This window comes from Curvibacter sp. GW821-FHT09D12 (assembly GCF_059416245.1).
The window spans coordinates 31,598-53,360 of the sequence record NZ_JBWKOU010000001.1 but is presented as its reverse complement, the minus strand read 5'-3'; the positions used below and the strand labels follow the sequence as shown (position 1 = coordinate 53,360).

At 65.2% G+C, this 21,763-nt stretch carries 22 protein-coding genes; 16 read left to right on the top strand and 6 right to left on the bottom strand.

The annotated features are described in order from the left end of the window. Positions 1-4: 4 nt before the first annotated feature. The 4 genes from AC07PT_RS00265 to AC07PT_RS00250 are packed head-to-tail and all read right to left on the bottom strand — an operon-like array spanning position 5 to position 2,692. Entirely contained in the window at positions 5-724 is a 720-nt protein-coding gene (locus tag AC07PT_RS00265; RefSeq protein WP_494655446.1) for a pilus assembly PilX family protein, read from the bottom strand. Continuing rightward, the gene (locus AC07PT_RS00260) at positions 721-1,539 is read right to left on the bottom strand and encodes a PilW family protein (RefSeq protein ID WP_494655445.1); all 819 of its coding nucleotides are present in this window, start codon (positions 1,537-1,539) and stop codon (positions 721-723) included. The genes AC07PT_RS00265 and AC07PT_RS00260 overlap by 4 nt, the downstream gene beginning before the upstream one ends. Positions 1,540-1,547: 8 nt before the next feature. Further along, a complete protein-coding gene (pilV, locus tag AC07PT_RS00255; RefSeq protein ID WP_494655444.1) occupies positions 1,548-2,102 on the bottom strand; it encodes a type IV pilus modification protein PilV in 555 nt (184 codons plus the stop codon). Then, the gene (locus tag AC07PT_RS00250) at positions 2,099-2,692 is read right to left on the bottom strand and encodes a GspH/FimT family pseudopilin (protein WP_494655443.1); all 594 of its coding nucleotides are present in this window, start codon (positions 2,690-2,692) and stop codon (positions 2,099-2,101) included. Before AC07PT_RS00250 ends, pilV begins: the two co-directional genes overlap by 4 nt. A gap of 120 nt (positions 2,693-2,812) precedes the next feature. Between AC07PT_RS00250 and ribD the strand changes: the two genes are divergently transcribed. The 16 genes from ribD (at position 2,813) to AC07PT_RS00170 (ending at position 18,402) form a co-directional block, all read left to right on the top strand. Then, a complete protein-coding gene (gene ribD / locus AC07PT_RS00245) occupies positions 2,813-3,931 on the top strand; it encodes a bifunctional diaminohydroxyphosphoribosylaminopyrimidine deaminase/5-amino-6-(5-phosphoribosylamino)uracil reductase RibD (RefSeq protein WP_494655674.1) in 1,119 nt (372 codons plus the stop codon). Positions 3,932-3,933: 2 nt separating this feature from the next. Continuing rightward, positions 3,934-4,557: a riboflavin synthase gene (locus AC07PT_RS00240; protein WP_492348761.1), complete on the top strand. Its 624-nt coding sequence runs from the start codon at positions 3,934-3,936 to the stop codon at positions 4,555-4,557. A 435-nt stretch (positions 4,558-4,992) separates the two neighbouring features. Continuing rightward, positions 4,993-5,409 (top strand): hypothetical protein, encoded by a 417-nt coding sequence (locus AC07PT_RS00235; protein ID WP_494655442.1) that lies wholly within the window; start codon positions 4,993-4,995, stop codon positions 5,407-5,409. 425 nt (positions 5,410-5,834) lie between these two features. After that, positions 5,835-6,167 (top strand): hypothetical protein, encoded by a 333-nt coding sequence (locus AC07PT_RS00230; protein WP_494655441.1) that lies wholly within the window; start codon positions 5,835-5,837, stop codon positions 6,165-6,167. A gap of 438 nt (positions 6,168-6,605) precedes the next feature. Continuing rightward, complete coding sequence (gene ribBA / locus AC07PT_RS00225; RefSeq protein ID WP_492348758.1) at positions 6,606-7,730, top strand: bifunctional 3,4-dihydroxy-2-butanone-4-phosphate synthase/GTP cyclohydrolase II; 1,125 nt, start codon at positions 6,606-6,608, stop codon at positions 7,728-7,730. Positions 7,731-7,735: 5 nt separating this feature from the next. Next, positions 7,736-8,200 (top strand): 6,7-dimethyl-8-ribityllumazine synthase, encoded by a 465-nt coding sequence (gene ribH / locus AC07PT_RS00220; protein WP_492348757.1) that lies wholly within the window; start codon positions 7,736-7,738, stop codon positions 8,198-8,200. After that, positions 8,197-8,775, top strand: coding sequence for a transcription antitermination factor NusB (nusB, locus tag AC07PT_RS00215; protein ID WP_494655440.1), 579 nt, complete (start codon positions 8,197-8,199; stop codon positions 8,773-8,775). Before ribH ends, nusB begins: the two co-directional genes overlap by 4 nt. A gap of 48 nt (positions 8,776-8,823) precedes the next feature. Continuing rightward, positions 8,824-10,008 carry a pyridoxal phosphate-dependent aminotransferase gene (locus AC07PT_RS00210; protein ID WP_494655439.1) on the top strand — a complete coding sequence of 395 codons (1,185 nt, stop codon included), beginning with the start codon at positions 8,824-8,826 and terminating at the stop codon, positions 10,006-10,008. Next, positions 10,005-10,442, top strand: coding sequence for a tol-pal system-associated acyl-CoA thioesterase (gene ybgC / locus AC07PT_RS00205; protein ID WP_494655438.1), 438 nt, complete (start codon positions 10,005-10,007; stop codon positions 10,440-10,442). Before AC07PT_RS00210 ends, ybgC begins: the two co-directional genes overlap by 4 nt. Then, complete coding sequence (tolQ, locus tag AC07PT_RS00200) at positions 10,439-11,146, top strand: protein TolQ (protein WP_492348753.1); 708 nt, start codon at positions 10,439-10,441, stop codon at positions 11,144-11,146. Before ybgC ends, tolQ begins: the two co-directional genes overlap by 4 nt. A gap of 21 nt (positions 11,147-11,167) precedes the next feature. Next, positions 11,168-11,596, top strand: a complete 429-nt coding sequence (tolR, locus tag AC07PT_RS00195) for a protein TolR (protein WP_492348752.1) — start codon at positions 11,168-11,170, stop codon at positions 11,594-11,596. Positions 11,597-11,614: 18 nt separating this feature from the next. Next, entirely contained in the window at positions 11,615-12,646 is a 1,032-nt protein-coding gene (gene tolA / locus AC07PT_RS00190) for a cell envelope integrity protein TolA (RefSeq protein WP_494655437.1), read from the top strand. A gap of 99 nt (positions 12,647-12,745) precedes the next feature. Next, entirely contained in the window at positions 12,746-13,765 is a 1,020-nt protein-coding gene (locus AC07PT_RS00185; RefSeq protein ID WP_494655436.1) for an Rpn family recombination-promoting nuclease/putative transposase, read from the top strand. 174 nt (positions 13,766-13,939) lie between these two features. Continuing rightward, complete coding sequence (gene trhP / locus AC07PT_RS00180) at positions 13,940-15,325, top strand: prephenate-dependent tRNA uridine(34) hydroxylase TrhP (protein ID WP_492348749.1); 1,386 nt, start codon at positions 13,940-13,942, stop codon at positions 15,323-15,325. Between the two features lie 363 nt (positions 15,326-15,688). Beyond that, on the top strand, positions 15,689-17,905 hold the full coding sequence (locus AC07PT_RS00175; RefSeq protein ID WP_494655435.1) for a molybdopterin-dependent oxidoreductase: 2,217 nt from the start codon (positions 15,689-15,691) through the stop codon (positions 17,903-17,905). A 113-nt stretch (positions 17,906-18,018) separates the two neighbouring features. Next, the gene (locus AC07PT_RS00170) at positions 18,019-18,402 is read left to right on the top strand and encodes a DUF3597 domain-containing protein (protein ID WP_494655434.1); all 384 of its coding nucleotides are present in this window, start codon (positions 18,019-18,021) and stop codon (positions 18,400-18,402) included. A 141-nt stretch (positions 18,403-18,543) separates the two neighbouring features. Here AC07PT_RS00170 and acnB read toward each other — a convergent pair whose 3' ends face one another. Together acnB and AC07PT_RS00160 are read right to left on the bottom strand one after the other, a co-directional pair. Continuing rightward, the gene (gene acnB, locus AC07PT_RS00165) at positions 18,544-21,135 is read right to left on the bottom strand and encodes a bifunctional aconitate hydratase 2/2-methylisocitrate dehydratase (protein ID WP_492348746.1); all 2,592 of its coding nucleotides are present in this window, start codon (positions 21,133-21,135) and stop codon (positions 18,544-18,546) included. A 58-nt stretch (positions 21,136-21,193) separates the two neighbouring features. Next, on the bottom strand, positions 21,194-21,751 hold the full coding sequence (locus AC07PT_RS00160) for a hypothetical protein (protein ID WP_494655433.1): 558 nt from the start codon (positions 21,749-21,751) through the stop codon (positions 21,194-21,196). Positions 21,752-21,763: the final 12 nt, after the last annotated feature.

The following is a 21,763-nucleotide window of genomic DNA, read 5'->3' as shown; positions in this document are numbered from 1 at the left end:
GGCCTCATGGCGCCCCCAGGCTGTGCCGTACCAGCAGGGTCTGCAACACGGTGGTGGCGCCTGAGCGCCGGCCCTGCACCACCGCGGTGATGCGGAAAATGAACGGGTCCGCCGGTGTGGGCGACCAGATCGCCAGGTCTCCGCCAGCCGCAGCGGCACCGGTGCTGTAGGGCAGCACCTCGATCCAGTACCAGGCGCCTCGGGCGGCGCTGGACAGCAGCAAGGGATTGCCCGCGCCCGCGGCTGCCGGGGCGCCACTGTAGCGACCATAGGGAACCCCGCCGCTTGCTGCCACGAAAGTGCCCAGCGTCTGCTCGTTGCGCCAGAAGCCGGCACCCGACTCGGCGGTGGCGGCAGCCCCCAGGCTCAGGCAAAGGCCATCGGCACAGGGTGGCTCGCGCAGGGTCAGCTGCTGGGCCAGCACATCAAAGTCTGCCAGGGTGCGCGGCAGCGTGGTGGTGGTGGCCGGGTTGCGGCACCCCACCCAGCCAGGGTCGGGCCGGCAGACCTGCCCCTGGGGCCCGAGGCCGAGCACATCCAACTCGGCGTCGCGCAGCAGGGCTTCAGCCGCCTCGAAGCCCCGGGTGGCTTCGCTGTCGTTGCCGGCCAGCATCTCGGACACACGAACAATCTGGGCACCGGCCAGCACCAGCAAGGCGCACAGCAGGGTCATCACGACCACGATCAGCAGCGACACCCCTTGTTGGCCCGGCCGCCGGGTCATCGCGGGCGCCCCGCGCCGCGCAGGACAAAGGTATTGCGCAACACGATGTGCCGGCGACCATCGTGGGCCTGTTCGAGCCCGCTGCAGGCCAGGAACGAACGCCCCTCCAGTCGGGGCCCGCCCACCGAGCCCACTCTCTGAAGACAGACCTGAATGGCCAGCACCTGAAGCCATCGGCCAGCCACCTGGGCAGCGTCCAGCCATTGCAGCGTGGCACCGCCACCCACGCCCTGCAACAGCGCATAGCGCACCTGGAAATCTTCCAACGACTCAGCCACCGGCTGTGCCGTGCCGGGATTGCTGGAACCCTGACACATCAAGCGGCCCTCACGCATGAAGAAGCGGCTGTCCACCCGGTGCAGGCCTTTGGCGGTGCCGGCGCCCAGACAATCGGGGGTGATGCTGGCAGATCGGTTCTCGAAGCTCAGCACCAAGGTGTCGCCAGCGCCGGTCGGTCCATCCAGCCCCCAGACATACGCACCGTCGGCCAGGCCATCGCCGTCGACGTCCAGACCATCAAAACGTTGGCTGTAAACAAAGCTTTGCTCCGCAGGAGGGCTCGCCGGGTTGAGGGGCAAAAGCTCCACCGCGCCGGCCGGCCTGGCCTGGCTGCCGATCAGACGCATCGCGTTGTTGGCCTGGGCCATCAACTCGGCCTCGTCCAGGGTTTGCCGCGACAGCACCCGTGTTGAGGCCAGCAACCCCACCGCAGCCAACGCCACCAGCAGGCCGACGGCCAGACCTGTGAGCAGCTCAGGCAGCGACACGCCGTGTGCAGCCCGATGGCGCACTTCGGGTGCTTGACGATGAAACACCGACCGCTTCATGGCGCCGTGTAAAGAAGCTGGCAGATCTGCCCCTCGGGACAGCGCAGCAAGGGACGACCCGGCAGGGGCGAAATTTGCAGAGGGGCCAAATAGCGCGCGTCGTGGGCGGCCTCGTTGGCCCGCCAAGCCAAGAGCACGCCCAACTGACCCGCGCTGCCTTCTGGCACAAAGACGGTGGCCCGCCCCAGGGGCAGATCACGGCCAAGCTGCTGCTGCCACTGGTCGAGATCCCAGGCAGCCAGGGCCAGCGGATCACAAGGCTGGGCCCGGCAGTCCATGAGGGGGCCTGGGACAGGGTCGAGCGCTGCTTCCGGCCGGTCGGTCGGGGTCAGGTAGGCCTGAAACACCGCGGCACCACCCGGGTTGGCCTTGACCCGTTCGAACAGGTCTTGTGCCAGGCGGGTGGCCAATGTGCGTTGCGCGGCCAAATGCCCGTCGGTGCCAGTGCGCATCTGCAGCGCCAACAGCCCCAACAAGGCAAAGGCCAGCACCCCCAGGGCGACCAGGGCCTCCAGCAGGGCCACACCAGACAGGGTGTGCGAAGGCTTCATGAGGCGGAGCAGGCCACGGTGGTCGGCAACTTGCGGATGCGCCCCCCAGTGGCGCTGCAGACCTGGTAGGTGGAATCGAGCCGGTTGTTGGGCGGCGTGAAGGTGAACCCCAGGTTGACGCCGCCCAGTTGCCCCCAACGGTTCACGACAAAGGAGCGAAGATTGAGCGAGCGCATGACCGCAGTGCCATCGGCCACCCGGAACACCTGGATCAGTTGGTCAGGGGTCGCGCGTCCAGAGCGGGTGCTTGGGTTGAACAGACCGTCGCCGTCGCGATCGGCAAAGACCACCCAACCACAAGACCAGTCCTGGACGGAATCCGGGCGAGCGCAACTGGCGTCCTCCAGGCGCTGAACCGCCACGCCGCCGCCACGCCGCAGGGCCTCCAGGCGCGCAAGACTCAGGGCTGCCACCATCTGGCTGGCCGCCAGATCGGCCTTGTAGCGCTGTGCCAGCACGCTGAAGCCCGGGGCCGCCAACCCGGCCAGAACGCCCACCAACGCGAGCGTGACCATGAGCTCGACCAGGGTCAGGCCCAGGCAGCAGCGTGGCGGCTTGTTTTTGGCGTTTGACGACCCAGGTGATGACATCCGACGAAAATACGTGCTTCGGCCCGATCACGACACACCGACACGAACGACGGTTTTTATCTCAGGACCACTGGATTGACACGCCCCGACGCACTCCCCTTCGCCCACCATGAGCACCCGATGGACCTGGCGCAGGCCCTGGCCGCCCAGGCCCGGCTGATCTGCCCGCCCAACCCCGCCGTCGGTGCGGTGCTGATGGGCCCGGACGGTCGCGTCCTCGGCTGCGGCCACACCCAGGTGCGGGGCGGCCCCCATGCCGAGGTCATGGCCTTGCGCGACGCCCAGGCGCGGGGCGAATCGACCCAGGGAGCCACCGCCTATGTCACGCTGGAGCCCTGTTCCCACCACGGGCGCACCGGCCCCTGTTGTGATGCCCTCATTGCCGCTGGTGTGAGCCGCGTGGTGGCCTCGCTGCAAGACCCCAACCCCCTGGTGGCCGGCCAAGGCTTTGCCCGCCTGCGGTCTGCCGGCATCGCGGTCGAGATCGGGCCCGGCGAAGTGGCTGCGCGTGAGCTCAACATCGGCTTCTTCTCGCGCATGGTTCGCGGGCGCCCGTGGGTGCGCAGCAAGATCGCCGGCTCCCTCGATGGCCGCACGGCACTGGACAACGGTGTCAGCCAGTGGATCACCTCGCCGGAGGCACGTGCCGATGGCCAGACCTGGCGCGCGCGCGCCGATGCCGTGCTCACTGGGGTGGGCACGGTGCTGGCGGACGACCCGCTGCTCAATGTGCGCGACGCGCACGGTGTACCTACAGCGCGCCAGCCCCTGCTGGTGGTGGTAGACAGCCAGTTGCGCACACCGCCCAACGCCCGCCTGCTCACGCTTGAACGAGCTTGCCTGCTGGTCACCACGGTGGCCGACCCCGAGCGCCACGCCCCTTACCTGGCCCGCAACGCCGAAGTGATGGTCTTGCCCGGTCCGAACGGTCGGATCGATCTGGCGGCCCTGATGGCCGAACTGGGGCGCCGCGAGATCAACGAGCTGCATGTCGAGGCCGGCCCCATCCTGAACGCGGCCCTGCTGCAGGCCGGCATGACCGACGAGTGGCTGTTCTACCTGGCCCCCAAGCTGCTGGGGCCCGGACGGCCCCTGCTGGCACTGCCGGCGCTGAACCAGCTGGACGGTGCCTGCACGCTCGAATTCACCGACATCGATCGCGTCGGCCCGGATCTGCGCCTGCTGGCGCGCCGGGCCGGAGCCCCATTTCCACCTCAACCTTCTGACAGGACAAGCTGAACATGTTCACTGGAATCATCACTGGCGTCGGCCGCATCGTGGCCTTGCAAGACCTGGGCAGCAGTGCCAGCCACGGCAAACGCCTGAGCATCGAGACCCCTGCGGGCTACCTGGACGATGTCGGCCTGGGCGACAGCATCGCACTCAATGGCGCGTGCATGACCGTGACCTCGCTGCAACTGGCGGAACGCCAGTTCACGGTCGACATATCGGCCGAATCCCTGGACAAGACCAGCGGCCTGGACCGCACCGGCACCATCAACCTGGAAAAGGCCCTGCGGGCCAACGATCGCCTGGGCGGCCACATCGTGTCGGGCCATGTGGATGGACTGGGCACCGTCGTGCGCTTCGAACAGATCAGCGAAAGCTGGGAGCTGCGCATCGGCGCCCCAGCCAGCCTGGCGCGCTTTCTGGCCTACAAAGGGTCGATCACAGTCAACGGCGTCAGTCTGACCGTCAATCAGGTGCAAGACACGGCCGATGGCGCAGAAATCAGCATCAACCTGATTCCCCACACGGTCGCCAACACCGCGTTGGGCGTGTTGAAGGCCGGTGATCGGGTCAATCTCGAAATCGACACCGTGGCGCGCTACGTCGAACGAATGCTCTCAAGCACCCACAAGTGAATCGCAATAACAGATTCGAAATGTAAAAATCCGGGCGCAGCCCGGATTTTATTTGGCGCCCCTCAATATCTGATTAAAGATAAAACCAGAATATCAACACCACTCATACCTCCAATAAAGCCACTCAATATCAATCCTCAGGCCTTCAAGGCATCAAATCGCTGAAATTTGAGACGCCTTTCAGAGGGAGGCACTGGCAGAACGGCCAATCCCGACAGGGATGATTTTCAGCAAATAACACTTAAATTATTTGCTCACACAAAATCAGTTCAATTTTGAAATCCCTCCAGATTCGCATCACTTCTCCATTAAATTCAACCGAGCCGATGCGTGCGAAAAGGCAGCGAACGACCTGCGATCACAGGTGTCGGCACGGTGCTGATGCACAGATCCTCATGGCAACAGCACCACTCAATTTCAATTCTGGAGAATGTCATGAAGAAACTTGTTCTGTCCCTGGGCCTGGCCTTGACCCAATTGGCACTCATTCCTGCCCACGCCAACCCGACTGGCGAAGCCGCGGCCCAAGCCGCCAAGAACAACGGCAGCGGCGAAGCAGCGACCGCGGACGACCGCGCCAAAGCGTCCAAGCCCGCCAGCGCCGAGCAAAAGGCTGAGGCACGTGCCAAGCGCAAGGCGGCAGGTGCCGCCGCTGCCAAGGCCGACAAGGCCAATGGCTCTGGCGAAGCCGCCAGTGCCGACGATCGCGCCAAGGCCTCTCAGCCCGCCAGCGCCGAACAAAAGGCCGAAGCCCGGGCCAAGCGCAAGACCGCAGGTGCAGCCGCTGCTCAAGCCGACAAGACCCAAGGCTCGGGCGAAGCCGCATCGGCCGACGACCGCGCCAAGAAATAAAAAGCCCGCACCCTCGGGCGAGCCCGTCGCCAGGGGTTGGCGACGGACTCGCCCGACCTGAATCCACAGCCCCCCCACCCCACCCCCGGCAACGCCCCAAGCCCCACGGGGCTTCCAAAATTGGCACGCCACTTGCTTGAGCTGGCGTAACTTCCTGCGATGGAAGCTCACGAATTTTCAAAATCTCAACTTTTGATTCGTGTCAAGCACCCAAATCAAAAAACCCCATCCCAAGCCAAAAGTGTCGCAACTCGGACACTTCGACCGCTCATCGCAAAAAAACATCCGCCCACTCCGTTAGAGTGGTGTTACTGCGCCTGCGAGTTCGGCCATGGGCTCCCTGATGTTGACTGGCAGGCACAGCAAAACGTGCAAGCGTCCGGTCCTGGACGTTCACTGACTAGCTCGGATTTTTGGAGAAACGTATGAAAAAAGTGATTCTTTCCGTGGGTGTGGCTCTGGTTCAACTGATGGCCGTCAACGCTTTCGCCGCTGGTGAAGTGGACGCTGCTGACAGCAAGGCTGCTGCTTCGACTCCCGCCACCAAGGCTGAAAAGCAAGCTGCACGCGCCGAGCGCAAGGCTGTTGGCGCTGAAGCCGCCAAGGCTGCCAAGGCCTCCGAGAACGGTGATGCCGCTGGTGGCGCCGACAAGGCTGCTCCTTCGGCCAAGGCCACTGCCGCCGAAAAGAAGGCTGCGCGCGCCAAGCGCAAGGCCGCCGGCGCTGAAGCCGCCAAGACCGAAAAGATCGGTCAGTGATGGGTTTTGGGCTGCGCACTGGCGTGGCCCGATCCGGCCTCTGAACAGACCGGCCCCAACATTGAGACAGCAGGCGCGGAGACATCCGCGGCCTGCTGTTTTGCTTTGGATCAGCGCTTTCCGGCCCCGCTGGCGCAGGCGGTGAAGCGCTGGCATCGGCATTCCGCGGGTGCAGGTGCCCGCCCGCCATGCCGAACGGCAGGCTTTGCGGCGATAATCGGGGTTTGTCGGTTCATCCAGGATCTCCCCAAGAGGCTTCCCGCATCACCCTGACACACCGTGGCCTGCCGGCCAGGCTCGCGCCCTGGCGTCCGGGCACTGACCCGCGGGGCGACGGAAACAACCGAATCAACCCATGGACCACACCCTGCCCCGTTCCGCACCGATGCACACGCATCGGCCGGATGCCGGCGAGCTGGCCCGATCACATCGACACCCATGACAAGCAAATCACTCACGCCCGTGGCGATCTCCCCGGTGGAGGACATCGTGGCCGACATCCGTGCCGGCCGCATGGTCATCCTGGTGGATGAAGAAGACCGCGAGAACGAAGGCGACCTGGTGCTGGCGGCAGACCATGTCAGCGCCGAGTACATCAACTTCATGGCACGGTATGCCCGCGGCCTGATCTGCCTGACCCTGTCGCGCGAGATGTGCGAGAAGCTGCAGCTGCCACCCATGGTGGCCCGCAACGGGGCCAAGCACTCGACAGCCTTCACGGTCTCGATCGAAGCTGCCGAAGGCGTCACCACGGGCATCTCGGCAGCCGACCGCGCACGCACCGTGCAGGCTGCCGTGGCCCGCCATGCCCAAGCCAGCGACCTGGTTCAGCCTGGCCACATCTTTCCCTTGCAGGCCGTCGATGGCGGCGTGCTGATGCGCGCCGGCCACACCGAAGCCGGCTGTGATCTGGCCACCATGGCCGGATGCAGTCCCGCCTCGGTGATCTGCGAAGTGATGAACGAAGACGGCACCATGGCCCGGCTGCCTGACCTGCAACTGTTTGCTGCCGAGCACGGCCTGAAGATTGGCACCATTGCCGATCTGATCGAATACCGCAGCCGCACCGAATCCCTGGTCGAGAGCCTGGGCGTGCGCAGCATCCGCACCGCCTATGGCGAGTTCCAGGCCCATGCCTTCCGCGACAAACCCAGCCAGGGCATTCACCTGGCCCTGGTGAAGGGTCAATGGCAGGCCGATGAAGTGGTGGATGTGCGCGTGCACGAGCCGCTGTCGGTGCTGGATGCCCTGGAAATCAACCGCAGCATGCACTCCTGGGGGCTGGACGCCAGCCTGGCGCACTTTGCCGCCAGCGGCAAGGGCGTGGCCGTGCTGCTCAACTGCGGCGAAAGCGCTGCCGAACTGCTGGCCCAGTTCGAGGGCCGGGCCCGCGCGGCCCAGGCCCCTGAGCGGGGCCGCATGGACCTGCGCACCTACGGCGTGGGGGCACAGATCCTGCGCGCCTGCGGCGTGCACCGCATGCGCCTGATGGGCAACCCGCGCCGCATGCCCAGCATGACCGGCTACGGACTCGAGATCACCGGCTACCTCACCAAGGAATAAGACACATGTTTGGCGCAGAAAAAGGCACGTCCGACAAGCTGGACGGTAAAAAACTCCACATCGGCATCGTGCAGGCCCGCTTCAACGAGAGCATCACCAATGCACTGGCCGACGCCTGCAAGGCCGAGCTGGCCGCATTGGGCGTGCTGGACAAGCACATCCACCACGTGCTCGTGCCAGGCGCACTGGAAGTGCCCGTGGCCCTGCAGGCCATGGCCGAAAAGGACGAGTACGACGCCCTGATCGCCCTCGGCTGCATCATCCGTGGCGAGACCTACCACTTCGAACTCGTGGCCAACGAATCGGGCGCCGGCGTGACCCGCCTGACGCTGGACTACCAGATCCCGATCGCCAACGCGATCATCACCACCGAAAACCTGGAGCAGGCCGTGGCCCGCCAGACCGACAAGGGACGCGATGCGGCCCGGGTGGCGGTCGAGATGGCCAACCTGCTGGACGAACTTTCATGAGCGACACCCCCTCCCCCGCCCCTCGCCAGCCGCGCGCCCCGCGCAAAGGCACGACCAGCACCGGCGCCCGCAAGGCGGCCTCGAAATCCGACCGCAGCCGTGCGCGTGAATTCACCCTACAGGCGCTGTACCAGTTTCTGGTGGGCAAGAACGACGCCAGCGACATCGACCACTTCACGCGCGACCTGTCGGGCTTTCACAAGGCCGATGCTGCGCACTACAACACCTTGCTGCACGGTTGCGTGGCCCAGGCCGATGATCTGGATGCCCAGATCGAGCCCCTGCTCGACCGCAAGCTGGCCGAGATCTCGCCCATCGAGCACGCCGTGATGTGGATCGGCGCCTACGAACTGCAGTTCTGCCAAGACGTGCCCTGGCGCGTGGTGCTCAACGAATGCATCGAACTCGCCAAGGAATTTGGCGGTACCGATGGTCACAAGTACGTGAATGCGGTGCTCAATGGCTTGGCCCCGCGCCTGCGCGCCGCCGAAGTGGCCGCCGACAAGAGCAAGGCGCCCCAGGCCAGCCCAGCAACGACCCCAGACGCAGCAGCCACACCGCCGTCTGCCGACTGAACTGCCGCCCGCCCCTGCACAGCCTCCTTTGCCTGTATTGCCCCGCGCATGAAAATCTCCACCCGAGCTGGGCGCATCGAGCCCTTCTATGTCATGGAGGTGGCCAAGGCTGCTTCCGAACTGGCCCGCGAGGTGGCGCACAGCAGCCGCCCGATGATCTTCCTGAACATTGGCGAGCCCGACTTCACGGCCCCGCCGGCCGTGCAGGAGGCCGCTGCCAAAGCCATCCGCGATGGGGCCACCCAGTACACCCAGGCCACCGGCCTGATGGCGCTGCGTGAACGCATCAGCCAGTGGTATGCCGACCGGTTTGGCGCTCAGGTGCCGGCGCGGCGCATCGTGATCACGGCCGGCGCCTCGGCCGCCCTGCAACTGGCCTGCCTGGCCCTGATTGATGCGGGCGACGAGGTGCTGATGCCCGACCCCAGCTACCCCTGCAATCGCCACTTTGTGAGTGCCGCCGAAGGCAACGCGGTGCTGATTCCCACCACGGCCGCCGAGCGCTACCAGCTCAGCGCCGACAAAGTGCGCCAGGCCTGGACACCCCGCACCCGTGGCGTGTTGCTGGCCTCGCCCTCCAACCCCACGGGCACCTCGATCCATCCCGATGAACTGCGCCGCATCCACGAGGTGGTGAAGCAGCACGACGGCATCACGATGGTCGACGAGATCTACCTGGGCCTGAGCTACGACGACACCTATGGCCACACGGGCCTGGGCATCGACGACCAGCTCATCAGCATCAACAGCTTCAGCAAGTACTTCAACATGACGGGTTGGCGCCTGGGCTGGCTGGTGGTGCCAGACACCCTGGTGCCGGTGGTCGAGCGCCTGGCTCAGAACCTCTTCATCTGCGCCAGCACCGTGGCCCAGCACGCCGCCCTCGCCTGCTTCGAGCCCGACAGCCTGGCCGAGTACGAGCGCCGTCGCGCCGAATTCAAGGCCCGGCGTGATTACTTCATCCCGGCGCTGGAAAGCGTGGGACTGACTGTGCCTGTGAAGCCCGACGGGGCCTTTTACGCCTGGGCCCACTGCCGCGACTGGTGCCAGCGCCTGGGCGTGAAAGACAGCTGGGACCTGGCCTACGCCCTGATGCGCGAAAGCCATCTGGCCGTCACCCCGGGGCGCGACTTCGGTACGGCCGAGACAGCGGATTTCCTGCGCTTCTCCACCGCCAGCTCGATGGCGCACCTGCAAGAGTCGATTGCCCGCTTGAAGGCCCTGGCCGGATGAGCCCACAAGCCACCCCGCAAAGTGCCGCCTACCGCCACAGCGTGCGCGTGTACTGGGAAGACACCGATGCCGGTGGCATCGTGTTCTATGCCAACTACCTCAAGTTCTTCGAGCGCGCCCGCACCGAATGGCTGCGCAGCCTGGGTGTGGGCCAGCAGGCGCTGCGCGAAGCCACGGGCGGCATGTTCGTGGTCAGCGAGACCCGACTGCGCTACCACCGGCCGGCGCGGCTCGACGATCAACTCATCGTCACGGCGAGCCTGCACACGCCGGGCCGGGCCTCGCTGGAGATTGCCCAACAGGCCTGGCTGCAGGATGCAGCAGGCCTGCCCGTGGAACTTCTGTGCGAAGGCACGATCCGCATAGGTTGGGTCGATGCGGCCAGCCTGCGCCCCGCCCGCATCCCGACGAACATCCTGGAAGTACTCTCATGAATTCTCAAGACCTGTCCATCGTGCATCTGGTGCTGCATGCCAGTCTGGTGGTCCAGTTGGTCATGGCCTTGCTGGCCTGCATCTCGATCGCCAGCTGGACAGCCATCTTCCGCAAGCTGTTCTCGATCAAGCGCGTGAAAGCCCTCAATGAGGAGTTCGAGCGCGAGTTCTGGTCGGGCACCAGCCTGAACGACCTGTTTGCCGCCGCGGCCCAGAACGCACGCCAGTCCGGCCCCATGGAACGCATTTTTGCCAGCGGCATGCGAGAGTTCCAGAAGCTGCGTGAGCGCCGCATCAGCGATGCCGGCACCTTGATGGATGGCGCCCGCCGCGCCATGCGCGCCAGCTTCCAGCGCGAAATGGACGTGATCGAATCCAATCTGTCCTTCCTGGCCTCAGTGGGCTCGGTGTCCCCCTATGTGGGCCTGTTCGGCACGGTGTGGGGCATCATGGGCGCGTTCTCGGGCCTGGCCGCCCTGCAACAGGTCACCCTGGCCACCGTGGCCCCGGGCATCGCCGAAGCCCTGGTGTCAACCGCCATCGGGTTGTTTTCTGCCATCCCGGCCGTGGTGGCCTACAACCGCTTTGCGCGCGACATCGACCGCGTGGCCATCCACCAGGAAACCTTCATCGAAGAGTTCTCCAACATCCTGCAACGCAACCTGGGTGCCCAGGCTGCGCAGGCATCGGCCTCGGGCCGCTGAACCCCGTCCGGAGACCCCACGATGCCCGCCATGGTTTCACGCGGCCGCGGCCGCCGCACCATCAACGAGATCAACATGGTGCCCTTCATCGACGTGATGCTGGTGCTGCTGATCATCTTCATGGTCACCGCCCCGCTGATCACGCCCAGCAACATCGACCTGCCCAGCGTGGGCAAGGCCGCCAAACAGCCTGACCGCGTGGTGCAGGTGGTGATCGGCAAGGACGAAAAGCTGGAACTGCGCCGCCCCGGCAAGCCCGAAGAAACCCAGGCCATCAACCAGGCCGGTCTGGTGGCCGCCGTGCGCCAGGCCCAGGAGGGCGATGACAACAACCCGGTCGTGATCAGCGCCGACCGCAACGTCAAGTACGAGTCGGTGGTGAAGGTGATGGACGCCCTGCAGCGCGCCGGCGTCAAGCGCGTGGGCCTGTCGGTGCAACTGGCCCCCTGACCCAGGCCCCCGAGCTTCATGACGCACGCCCTCTCCGAACGCAACGAATTCGCGCCGCCGCCACAGCGCGGCATGGGCCGCGCTGTGGCCTTGGCGCTGCTGGCCCATGCCTTGCTGGTGGCCGGCCTGACCTTCAGCGTGCAGTGGAAGCGCAACGCCGAGGACACGGTGGCCGAGGCCGAGCTGTGGTCTGCCGTGCCGCAAGAGGCCGCCCCGCGCGCCGTCGAACCGCCGCCCCCCCCTCCTCCTCCACCGGCTCCGCCCGAGGAGATCGTCAAGCCCCGCCCCGCCCCGCCGCCAGCGCCGGAGGTCAAGCCGCCGCCGGCCCCGGACGAATCGCTCAAGGACGCCCAGATCGCCCTCGAAAAAGAACGCAAGCGCAAGGAACTTGAGAAGAAAGAACGCGAGCACCAGCGCGAACTTGAGAAAAAAGCGCAAGAAAAGAAAGAGCGCGAGAAGCAGGAAAAGCTGGACAAAGAAAAAGCCCTGCAGCAAAAGCGCGAGGCCGACAAAGCCGCCGAGAAGGCCGCTGAGAAAGCCGCTGAAAAGAAGCGCCAGGAACAACAGCAACGAGAGAAAGACCAGGAGCGCAAGAAGCAGGAGGCCGAGGCCGACAAACGCCGAGCGACCGAAGCCGACGCCAAGCGCAAGAAAGACGCTGAAGCCGCCGATGCCAAGCGCCTGGAAGCCCAGCGCGCCGACAACCTCAAACGCATGGCCGGCATGGCCGGTGCCAGCGGCGGCGCCAGTGCCACGGGCACCGCACTGCGCTCCTCCGGGCCGTCTGCCAGCTATGGCGGGCGCGTCAAGGCTGCCGTCAAGCCCCGAATCGTCTTCACCGACGACCTGCCGAACAACCCGGTGGCCGAGGTGGAGGTGCGACTTGCCCCGGACGGCACCATCGTGGGCCGCAAGCTGAGCAAATCCAGCGGTGTGGCGGCCTGGGACGACGCTGTGCTCAAGGCCATCGACAAGACCGAGGTGCTGCCCCTTGATGAAGGGCGAGCCCCACCATCAAGTCTGATCATCACATTCCGACCCAAGGACTGAGGCGACGAGCCCGCCAGGGCTGCCCCTTTGTCCGCCCGCACCGCCAGTCCGGCGGTGCGCCGGCTGCATGCGGGGCAAAGGGCCTCACGATGGCCCGCCATGGCCTCAGACACTGCCCACGACAGCGGCTACAAGCAACTGTTCTCCCACCCCGACATGGTGCGCGACCTGCTCACCGGCTTCGTCCCCGGGCCCTGGCTGCAGGCCGCGCGCTTCGAAACGTTAGAACGTGTCAATGCGAGCTATGTCAGCGAATCGGACAAGCAACGCCACGACGACATGGTGTGGCGGCTGCAAGTGGGGCCACGCTGGGTCTGGGTCTACCTGCTGCTGGAGTTCCAGAGCCAAGATGACCCGTGGATGGCCGTACGCATGATGGTCTACGTGGGCCTGCTGGCGCAGCACCTGATCAAGGAAAGGCAGTTGGAGGATGGTCGATTGCCCGCACTGATCCCCTTGGTGCTTTACAACGGCGCACAGCCCTGGCGGGCACCCACCGATGCGGGCCACTGCTTTGCCCCCAGCCTGCCCGGCCTGGCCCGGTTCCGCCCCAGACTCATGTACCACCTGATCGACGAGGCCCGGCTGCAACTGTCCCCCTCCCATGACATCCACAACATGGTCGAAGCTCTGTTCAAACTTGAACGCAGCACCGCCTCAGATGACATCATCCGACTGATCCTCGCGGCTGGAAGAGTGCTGCAAGCCCCCGAGCAAAAAGCACTTCGGCGCACCCTGGACCTCTGGTTTCGCCGCCTGATCCGTCGCAAAATGCCCGAAACTGCCGAGCCCGATCTGGCCGCCATCCCCAACCTCTTTGAAGGAGCCCCCATGCTTGAAGATACCCTGGAGCGCATTTTCAAACAGGCCCACAAGGATGGCCTCAAGGCAGGTCGCCAAGCGGGCTTTCAGGAGGGGCGTGACGAGGGTCGAGAGAAAGGCCGAGAAGAGGGTATCAGCCTCATGCTACGCCGGGTGCTGGAGCAGCGTTTTGACCACTTGCCGCCCTGGGCCGAGCGACGCCTGAGCGAGGCCACCCGCCATCAGCTTGATCAGTGGTCGCAACACATGCTGAGTGCCCCCAGCCTTGAAGCGCTCTTGAACCGGACCGAAAGCTGAATCGCGCTCAGCCCTTAAAATCCGCTCCAGCCGGTGCTGTCAAGGCCACGTGTCTGGACCGTACCCCCTTTTTTGCCCAGCGGCAGACAGCCCCCGTCTGCCGCCTGTGCGGTCGGCGCCCGTCGCACGACACAGGTTGGCGAAGCCAGCCGGCCCCCCTCAGGACACCCCACCATGACCCTCAAAGCCCCCGAACTGCTGCTGCCGGCCGGTTCCCTCGAAAAGATGCGCGCCGCCTATGACTTTGGCGCCGATGCCGTCTATGCCGGGCAACCCCGCTACTCGCTGCGCGCACGCAACAACGAGTTCCGCCTGGAGCAGATTGCCCAAGGCATTGGCGAAGCCCACGCGCGGGGCAAAAAGTTCTTCGTCACCAGCAATCTGATTGCCCACAACGACAAAGTGCGCACCTACCTGCGCGACATCGAACCGGTGATCGAATGCCGCCCCGACGCCCTGATCATGGCCGACCCGGGCCTGATCATGATGGTGAAAGAAAAATGGCCCGAGACCGAGATCCACCTCTCGGTGCAGGCCAACACCACCAACTGGGCCACGGTCAAGTTCTGGCAGAAGATGGGCGTGACCCGCATCATTCTGTCGCGTGAACTGAGCCTGGACGAGATCGAGAAGATCCGCCAGGAATGCCCGGACATGGAGATCGAGGTCTTCGTGCACGGCGCCCTGTGCATCGCCTACTCGGGCCGCTGCCTGCTGTCGGGCTACTTCAACCGGCGCGACCCCAACCAAGGCACCTGCACCAATGCCTGCCGCTGGGAGTACAAGACCCAGTCAGCCGCCATCGACGCCAACACCGGCGAAGCCCTGGCCCAGCCACTGGACAAGGGCTTCAGCTTCGAGCAGGCCCGCGACGAGGCCGATGCCCAGTTCACCAGCACCTGCGGCAACCAGCAACGCCACCCCGCAGCAGACCAGGTCTACCTGATCGAGGAGCTGGGCCGCCCAGGTGAGCTGATGCCGGTCATGGAAGACGAACACGGCACTTACATCCTCAACTCGAAAGACCTGCGCGCCATCGAGTACGTGGAGCGGCTGGCCCAGATCGGCGTCGACTCATTGAAGATCGAGGGCCGCACCAAATCCCTCTATTACGTGGCCCGTACCGCCCAGGCCTACCGCCGTGCGATTGACGACGCCGTGGCGGGCCGCCCCTTCAACCCGGCATTGATCACCGATCTGGAGGGCCTGGCCAACCGGGGCTACACCACCGGTCTGCTGGACCGACGCCCGGCCAACGATTACCAGAACTACGAAACCGGCCATTCGGTGGCCCACCGCAGCCAGTTTGTGGGTGAGGTGCGTGGTGCGGCCGATGGCTGGGTGGAAGTGGAAACCAAAAACCGCTTCGCCGTGGGGGACACCCTGGAGGTGATCCACCCCAGTGGCAACCACAAGGTCAAGCTCGCCGAGATGCGCAACAGCGACGGTCAGCCCGTCGATGTGGCCCAGGGCAACCCGATCAAGGTCTGGATCCCGCTGGAGGCCCGCTTCGCGGGTGCCTTGCTGGCCCGGGTGTTTGAGCCCGAAGCGGTGGCATGACAGGCCAGCAGGCCTAGCACAGATCCACCCGCCAAACGACCGGAAAGGCCTGCTTCGCAGGCCTTTTTTGCTCCTGTTTCGGTAGCAAAATTCGCACTTTTCAACACAGGGTTAACCCTGCTCAAACAGTAAGCAGCCTGTTGAAAGCCGCGCCAGTCAAGGCTTTGGCGGCTTGTTCATGCACTCACCCACAAAGTTGTCCACAGAAGCTGTGGACGAATGTGACAAGCTGGCGACAGCCTCACGGCACCAGGAGGCCCCGGCCCGCAAGGGCGCTTGAACAGGGCCTGTCGCGGGTGTGATCGCGCCGACGCCGGGGCTGCGGCAGCATGACCCCGATCAAGAGCCCACCGAGCGCACACCATGACAGAGACAAGCCCGCCCACCCCGATCACCACCACCCACCACCGCATCTGCCCACTGTGCGAGGCCTGCTGCGGCCTGGAAATCAAGGTCAGCGAGGGCCGTGTGACCCGCATCAGCGGCCAGGCCGACGATGTGTTCAGCCAGGGCTACATCTGCCCCAAGGGCGCCGCGCTGAAAGACCTGCACGAAGACCCCGACCGCTTGCGTCAGCCATTGATCAAACGCAACGGACGCTTCGAACCGGCCAGTTGGGAGGAGGCCTACACCGAGATCGAACGCCGCCTGCAGGCCGTGCAAGCGCAGCATGGGCGCCACAGCGTGGCCGCGGTGGCCGGCAACCCCAGCGCTCACAAGATCGGGCTGATGCTTTACTACCCCCGTCTGCTCAAGGCCCTGGGCACGCGCAACATCTTCAGCGCCGCAACCCTCGACCAGATGCCTCGCCATGTGGTCAGCGGACTGATGTACGGGCAGTGGATGAGTGTGCCCGTGCCCGACATCACCCGCACCGACTGGCTGCTGGTGCTGGGCGCCAACCCGGTGGCCAGCAACGGCAGCATGTGGACCGTGCCCGACTTCCGCGGCAAGGCCAAGGCATTGCAGGCACGCGGCGGCAAGCTCATCGTCATCGACCCGCGCCGCAGCGAAACCGCCGCATTGGCTGATGAACACCACTTCATCCGCCCGGGCGCCGACGTCTATCTGCTCTTGGGCATGCTGCACACCGTGTTCGAGTCGGGCCTGGCGCGGCCCGGGGCGGTCGAAGGCCTGATCAGACCGTGGGACGAACTTCGGCAAGCCGTGGCGGGCTTTACCCCAGAGCGGGTGGCCGAACGTTGTGGGCTGCCCGCACAGACCATTGTCCGTCTGGCGACCGAACTGGCCACCACCCCCCGCGCCGTGCTGTACGGCCGCATCGGCACCTGCACCCAGGATTTCGGCAGCCTGTCCACCTGGCTGCTCGACCTGCTGAACCTGCTCACCGGACACCTTGATCAGGTCGGTGGATCGATGTTCCCCAAGGCGGCCGCCTTTGCCGCCAACACGGCAGGCCCTGCCGGACAGGGCCGTGGGGTCAAGCTGGGTCGCTTCAGCAGCCGAGTCAGCGCCGCACCTGAAGTGATGGGCGAGCTGCCCATCAGTTGCCTGGCCGAAGAGATCGACACCCCGGGCGAAGGGGCTGTGCGGGCCTTGATCACCATTGCCACCAACCCCGCGCTGTCCTCGCCCAACGGCGAACGCCTGACCAAGGCCCTGGGTCAGCTCGACTTCATGGTCAGCCTGGACATCTACCTCAACGAGACCACGCGCCATGCCGATGTGATCCTGCCCGCGCCGTCGCCGCTGGAAGACCTGCATTACGACGTGCCCTTTCCCCAGCTCTCGTGGCGCAACCATGCGCGCTACAGCGCGCCTATCTTCCAGCGCCCCGCTGAGCAACCTGCCGAATGGCAAAGCCTGCTGAGGCTGGCGGCCATCGCCCAGGGCGAGCAAGGCCCGCAGGACAGCCAGAAGCTGGACGACGCGTACTTTGCCGATGAATTGAAGCGCCTGCCCGCCGAGCTGGCCGAAGCCGCCCGAGCCGCCAGTGGCCATCTTCAGGGCCCGGACCGCCTGCTTGACCTAGCCCTGCGCGCCGGCCCTTACCGGCTGAGTCTGGAACAGGTGCAGGCCGCTCCGGCTGGCCTGGACCTGGGTGAGCTGCAGCCCCGCCTGCCTGAGCTGCTGCGCACACCCGACGGCCGCATCGACCTGACGCCACCGGCGCTGATGCAAGACCTGCAGCGTGCCGCCATCGCCCTGAGCGAACCGGCCCCAGCCCTCACCCTGATCGGCCGGCGCGATGTGCGGTCGAACAACAGCTGGATGCACAACCTGCCCATCCTGGCCAAGGGGCCAGAACGCTGCACCCTGCTGGTCCACCCCAACGATGCCCAACGCCTGGGCCTGCAAGATGGCAGCCAGGCCCGCCTGAGCCGCAGTGACCAGCCGGCCAACACCCTGCTTGTGCCCATTCAGCTCAGCGCCGCCATGATGCCCGGCGTGGTCAGCCTGCCGCACGGCTGGGGGCACGATCAGCCTGGGGCGCGCCTGAACCTGGCGGCTGAGCGCCCTGGGGTCAACCTGAACGCCTTGTTGGATGAACAAAGACGCGATCCTTTGTCAGGCAATTCGGTCTTGAGCGGGGTGGCCGTCAGCCTGGTCGCGGCCTGAGCCTTCGCGACCGCCTCATCGGAGGTTTTTGTCACACTTTGGGCCTTGCCCATCGACCATGCCGTCACACAGCGCAGTTACAACCGGGGTTCATTCAACACCGGGAGTTCCCCATGGGCTTTTTCAGCAGCATTCTTTCCAAACTGGGTTTTGGCGAACAGGCCGTCGCCGCCGCCGAGCAAGCGCCCAGCGCCCCCACGGCAGCGGCACCGGCAGACGCCCCCGCGGCCATCAGCGTGGTCGATGTCCTGGGTCAACTCGAAGCACTGGCCGCCAGCCACGCTGAAAAGCTCAACTGGAAGGTCTCCATCGTCGACCTGATGAAGCTGTTGGGCCTGGACAGCAGCCTGGCCACACGCAAGGCCCTGGCCACCGAGCTGGGCTGCCCGAGCGAAAAGATGGAGGACTCTGCCGCCATGAACATCTGGCTGCACAAGACGGTGCTGCAAAAGCTGGCGGCCAACGGGGGCAACGTGCCTGCAGACCTGCTGCACTGATCATCCCCATTGCCCCCTGCAGACAACCTGGGGCATAGGCAGACATCAGCAAAAAGCCCCGCAGACTCACGCCAGCGGGGCTTTTTTTGACAGACGTTTCAGCACCAGGGCTGAAAACGGGCCTTTTCAGGCCCGGGGTCCTCAGGCGGTCACGCCCTTGGCCACTTCTGCGTACTCTTCGATCTGGTTGAAGTTGAGGTACTTGTAGATCGAGGCGCCGTCCTTGTTCACGATGCCCATGGCTTCGTGGTACTCGGCCACGGTGGGCAGCTTGCCCAGCTTGGAGGCAATGGCGGCCAGTTCGGCCGAGCCCAGGAACACATTGGTGTTCTTGCCCAGGCGGTTCGGGAAGTTGCGGGTGCTGGTCGAGATGACGGTCGCACCTTCGCGCACCTGGGCTTGGTTGCCCATGCACAGCGAGCAGCCCGGCATTTCGGTGCGGGCACCGGCGGTGCCGAAGGCGGCGTAATGGCCTTCCTTGATCAGCTCGCTCTGGTCCATCTTGGTCGGCGGGGCAACCCACAGCTTGACCGGGATGTCGCGCTGGCCGCCCAGCAGCTTGGCTGCCGCGCGGAAGTGACCGATGTTGGTCATGCACGAACCGATGAAGGACTCATCGATCTTGGTGCCGGCCACTTCGGACAGGAACTTGGCGTCATCCGGGTCGTTCGGGCAGCAGACGATCGGCTCCTTGATGTCGGCCAGGTCGATCTCGATGACGGCGGCGTACTCGGCGTCCTTGTCGGCTTCGAGCAGGTTGGGCTGGGCCAGCCAGGCTTCGACCTTCTCGATGCGGCGCTGCAGGGTGCGGGCATCAGCGTAGCCGTCGGCGATCATGTTCTTCATCAGCACCACGTTGCTGGTGAGGTATTCCTTGACCGGCTCGGGGTTGAGCTTGATGGTGCAACCCGCTGCCGAGCGTTCGGCCGAGGCGTCAGACAGTTCGAACGCTTGCTCGACCTTCAGATCCGGCAGGCCTTCGATTTCGAGGATGCGGCCCGAGAACACGTTCTTCTTGCCGGCCTTGGCCACGGTCAGCAGACCGGCCTTGATGGCGTACAGCGGGATCGCATGCACCAGGTCACGCAGGGTGACGCCGGGTTGCATCTGGCCCTTGAAGCGGACCAGCACCGACTCAGGCATGTCCAGGGGCATCACGCCGGTGGCGGCACCGAAGGCCACCAGGCCGGAACCGGCGGGGAACGAGATACCGATTGGGAAACGGGTGTGCGAGTCGCCACCGGTACCGACGGTGTCAGGCAGCAGCAGGCGGTTCAGCCAGCTGTGGATCACGCCGTCGCCCGGACGCAGGGCCACGCCGCCGCGGCTGCTGATGAAGGCCGGCAGTTCGCGGTGGGTCTTGACGTCGACCGGCTTCGGATAGGCGGCCGTGTGGCAGAAGGACTGCATCACCAGGTCAGCCGAGAAGCCCAGGCAAGCCAGATCCTTCAGCTCGTCACGGGTCATGGGGCCGGTGGTATCTTGCGAGCCCACGGTGGTCATCCGGGGTTCGCAGTAGGTGCCAGGGCGCACGCCTTGACCTTCAGCCAGACCGACTGCGCGACCGACCATCTTCTGGGCCAGCGTGAAGCCAGCGTTGGTGGCAGCAGGGGCCTGCGGCAGACGGAACAGGGTGGAAGCGCCCAGGCCCAGGAATTCGCGGGCCTTGGCCGTCAGCGAGCGGCCGATGATCAGGTTGATGCGGCCGCCGGCGCGCACTTCATCAAACAGCACATCGCTCTTGAGCTTGAACTCAGAGACGGTTTCGCCGTTCTTCACGATCTTGCCTTCGTACGGCAGGATGTCGACCACGTCGCCCATTTCGAGCTTGGACACATCCACTTCGATCGGCAGCGAACCCGAGTCTTCTTGGGTGTTGAAGAAGATGGGGGCGATCTTGCCACCCAGGGTCACACCGCCAAAGCGCTTGTTGGGCACGAAGGGGATGTCTTGGCCCGTGGCCCAGATCACGCTGTTGGTGGCCGACTTGCGGCTGGAGCCGGTGCCCACCACGTCGCCCACGTAGGCCACCAGGTTGCCCTTTTTCTTCAGGTCTTCAATGAACTGCATCGGACCGCGCTTGCCGTCTTCCTCGGGCTTGAAGGCCGCGTCGGGACGGGTGTTCTTCAGCATGGCCAGGTAGTGCAGCGGGATGTCCGGACGACTCCAGGCGTCCGGGGCGGGCGACAGGTCGTCGGTGTTGGTTTCGCCGGGCACCTTGAACACGGTGACGGTGATCTTCTTCTCGACTTCGGGGCGGGTGGTGAACCACTCGGCGTCCGCCCAGCTCTGCACCACTTCCTTGGCCTTGGCATTGCCGGCCTTGGCCTTCTCGGCCACGTCGTTGAAGAAGTCGAACATCAGCAGGGTTTTCTTGAGGCCTTCGGCAGCCACAGCAGCCACTTCAGCGTCGTCCAGCAGTTCGATCAGGGGGTGCACGTTGTAGCCACCCACCATGGTGCCCAGCAACTCGGTGGCCTTGGCCTTGGAGATCAGGCCGACAGCGATGTCGCCATGGGCCACGGCTGCCAGAAAGCTGGCTTTGACCTTGGCGGCATCGTCAACGCCCGGGGGCACGCGGTGGGTCAGCAGATCGAGCAGGAAGGCATCTTCACCCGCGGGCGGGTTTTTGATCAGTTCGATCAGCTCGGCCACTTGCTTGGCATCCAGCGGCAGGGGAGGAATGCCCAGGGCTGCGCGTTCGGCAGCGTGTTGGCGGTAGGCTTGCAACATGTTGTTCTCCTGTCAGTTCACTAAGGGGATAGTGGGGCGGTTTTTGAAAATCTGAGGTTTACTTGGCCAGTGCAGTGGCCGGGGCATCAAGCAGGCTTGGGGCCGGGTTCTTGCGCAGGCTGTCGGCCACAATGGCCTGTTCGGGGCTCATGCATTCGTCGGCCAGGCGTTGGCCCAGCTTCTGGTTCATCAGCATCGATTTGTTGGCGATCTGGATCCACACGGCGCCAGCCTTCTCGTCTTCCAGGCGCAGAGCGCCAGTGCGGCTGGCCACAGGCGACATGCGGTACTTGAAGCCCTTGCCCACCACACTGAAGTAGCCCAGTGCCTTCTCGTCAGCCGTGACGGTCACGTAGGCGCCCAGTTCGCAGGGAATGCGACCGGTGTGCACGCGGTCGGCCAGCGCCAGTTCCTCGGGCGACAGGGCGGCCTCGGCGGCCTCCACACCCGCCGCCATGTTCTTGGCGGTGCTCTTGATTTCGGTGCGGCTGACGCTGGGCTTGGCCTTGGCCTTCTTCTCGCTGTGGGCCTTGTGGGCCGCGTCAGCCGTCGGGTTCTGGGCCAGGGCCAGGGTGCTGGCGCCCAGGATCAGGGCTGCGGCGATCAGATGTTTCATGCTTGTAACTCC

What these genes read in the sequence shown, in the direction of transcription:
- AC07PT_RS00210 (WP_494655439.1), top strand. Translation starts at nt 8,824, where the DNA reads ATGAAAATCTCCACCCGAGCTGGGCGCATCGAGCCCTTCTATGTCATG.
- acnB (WP_492348746.1), bottom strand. Translation starts at nt 21,135, where the DNA reads ATGTTGCAAGCCTACCGCCAACACGCTGCCGAACGCGCAGCCCTGGGC.
- AC07PT_RS00265 (WP_494655446.1), bottom strand. Translation starts at nt 724, where the DNA reads ATGACCCGGCGGCCGGGCCAACAAGGGGTGTCGCTGCTGATCGTGGTC.
- AC07PT_RS00170 (WP_494655434.1), top strand. Translation starts at nt 18,019, where the DNA reads ATGGGCTTTTTCAGCAGCATTCTTTCCAAACTGGGTTTTGGCGAACAG.
- ribH (WP_492348757.1), top strand. Translation starts at nt 7,736, where the DNA reads ATGTTTGGCGCAGAAAAAGGCACGTCCGACAAGCTGGACGGTAAAAAA.
- tolQ (WP_492348753.1), top strand. Translation starts at nt 10,439, where the DNA reads ATGAATTCTCAAGACCTGTCCATCGTGCATCTGGTGCTGCATGCCAGT.
- AC07PT_RS00235 (WP_494655442.1), top strand. Translation starts at nt 4,993, where the DNA reads ATGAAGAAACTTGTTCTGTCCCTGGGCCTGGCCTTGACCCAATTGGCA.
- AC07PT_RS00160 (WP_494655433.1), bottom strand. Translation starts at nt 21,751, where the DNA reads ATGAAACATCTGATCGCCGCAGCCCTGATCCTGGGCGCCAGCACCCTG.
- pilV (WP_494655444.1), bottom strand. Translation starts at nt 2,102, where the DNA reads ATGAAGCCTTCGCACACCCTGTCTGGTGTGGCCCTGCTGGAGGCCCTG.
- ybgC (WP_494655438.1), top strand. Translation starts at nt 10,005, where the DNA reads ATGAGCCCACAAGCCACCCCGCAAAGTGCCGCCTACCGCCACAGCGTG.
- tolA (WP_494655437.1), top strand. Translation starts at nt 11,615, where the DNA reads ATGACGCACGCCCTCTCCGAACGCAACGAATTCGCGCCGCCGCCACAG.
- AC07PT_RS00250 (WP_494655443.1), bottom strand. Translation starts at nt 2,692, where the DNA reads ATGTCATCACCTGGGTCGTCAAACGCCAAAAACAAGCCGCCACGCTGC.
- nusB (WP_494655440.1), top strand. Translation starts at nt 8,197, where the DNA reads ATGAGCGACACCCCCTCCCCCGCCCCTCGCCAGCCGCGCGCCCCGCGC.
- ribD (WP_494655674.1), top strand. Translation starts at nt 2,813, where the DNA reads ATGGACCTGGCGCAGGCCCTGGCCGCCCAGGCCCGGCTGATCTGCCCG.
- AC07PT_RS00175 (WP_494655435.1), top strand. Translation starts at nt 15,689, where the DNA reads ATGACAGAGACAAGCCCGCCCACCCCGATCACCACCACCCACCACCGC.
- AC07PT_RS00230 (WP_494655441.1), top strand. Translation starts at nt 5,835, where the DNA reads ATGAAAAAAGTGATTCTTTCCGTGGGTGTGGCTCTGGTTCAACTGATG.
- ribBA (WP_492348758.1), top strand. Translation starts at nt 6,606, where the DNA reads ATGACAAGCAAATCACTCACGCCCGTGGCGATCTCCCCGGTGGAGGAC.
- AC07PT_RS00240 (WP_492348761.1), top strand. Translation starts at nt 3,934, where the DNA reads ATGTTCACTGGAATCATCACTGGCGTCGGCCGCATCGTGGCCTTGCAA.
- tolR (WP_492348752.1), top strand. Translation starts at nt 11,168, where the DNA reads ATGCCCGCCATGGTTTCACGCGGCCGCGGCCGCCGCACCATCAACGAG.
- trhP (WP_492348749.1), top strand. Translation starts at nt 13,940, where the DNA reads ATGACCCTCAAAGCCCCCGAACTGCTGCTGCCGGCCGGTTCCCTCGAA.
- AC07PT_RS00185 (WP_494655436.1), top strand. Translation starts at nt 12,746, where the DNA reads ATGGCCTCAGACACTGCCCACGACAGCGGCTACAAGCAACTGTTCTCC.